The 977-nt window shown below is 78.3% G+C and carries 1 protein-coding gene; it reads left to right on the top strand.

Going from position 1 to position 977, the window contains the following annotated elements:
• Positions 1 to 72: 72 nt before the first annotated feature.
• On the top strand, positions 73 to 977 hold a 905-nt coding region (locus GT045_RS12555; protein WP_345942631.1), incomplete at its 3' end, for a hypothetical protein.

Below are 977 nucleotides of genomic sequence, written 5' to 3'. Positions count from 1 at the left end.
GCCGGCCGGCGCCGGGCCCGTGGGCGCCTCACCGGCCGGCGCCGAGCCGACGGGAGCGGCGTCGTGAGGCGGATCGTGCTGCCGGCCCTGGCGGCGCTGCTGCTGGCCCTCGCCGGCCCTGCCGTAGCGGCCCGCGCGGCGGACGGGCCGGCGGTGCGGCTGTCGGCGTCCCAGGCCGGCACCGGCGGCTCGGTCACCGTCAGCGGCACCGGCTGGCGGCCCGGCACGCTGCTGATGATGCTGGTGTGCGGTCGGGCCACGCCGGCCCGGGGTGTCATCGGCGGCACCAACTCCTGCGCCAACGGTGACGGCAGGGCCGTGACCACCGACGCCGACGGCCGCTTCAGCCGGAGACTGCCGGTAGCCGAACCGCCCGTGCCCTGCCCCTGCGTGGTCCACGTGGCCACCGTCACCGGTGCCAGGGCCGAGGCGGACACCGTCCTGCAGGTCGCCGGGCACCCCGTGGCCCCGCTGCCCGCCGAGCGCTCCGCGGGCCGGCTGGTGGTGCTCTCCGACACCCGGCTGACCGGCTCGGGCTCCCTGCTGACCTGGTTCGGGGCGCCGCCGAGCCGCACCCTGGTCCTCACCGTCGGCAACACCGGCGCGGGCGCGATCGAGAACCCGGTGTTCCGGGTCGGCACCGCGCACGGCGTCTTCGCCCCCGAGTGGGACGAGCGGCAGTGGCACGGCACCCTGGCCCCCGGCAAGAAGGCGCAGATCACCCTGCCGGTGGAGCTGTCGGCCGGTGCGCACGGCGACTACACCGTGACGCTGCGGTACGCCGGCCGGCTGCTCGCCGAGCAGCCGTGGGGCGTCGGCCGGCCGTGGGGCGTGACGCTGTTCTGGATCCTGCTCTGTCTGGTCGTCCCGGCCGCGCTGTTCCGCATCGGCATGGCCGTGGTGGACCGGGTCCGGCCCCGCCGACCGGGCGGCCCCGGCCACCGGCGGCGCCTGTCCCGGCCCGCCGCGCTCGCGCG

The organism is Streptomyces sp. SID486 (assembly GCF_009865385.1).
Taxonomy (GTDB): domain Bacteria; phylum Actinomycetota; class Actinomycetes; order Streptomycetales; family Streptomycetaceae; genus Streptomyces.
Note: the sequence above shows the minus strand (reverse complement) of the source record. Positions and strands in the feature narration are given on the sequence as shown.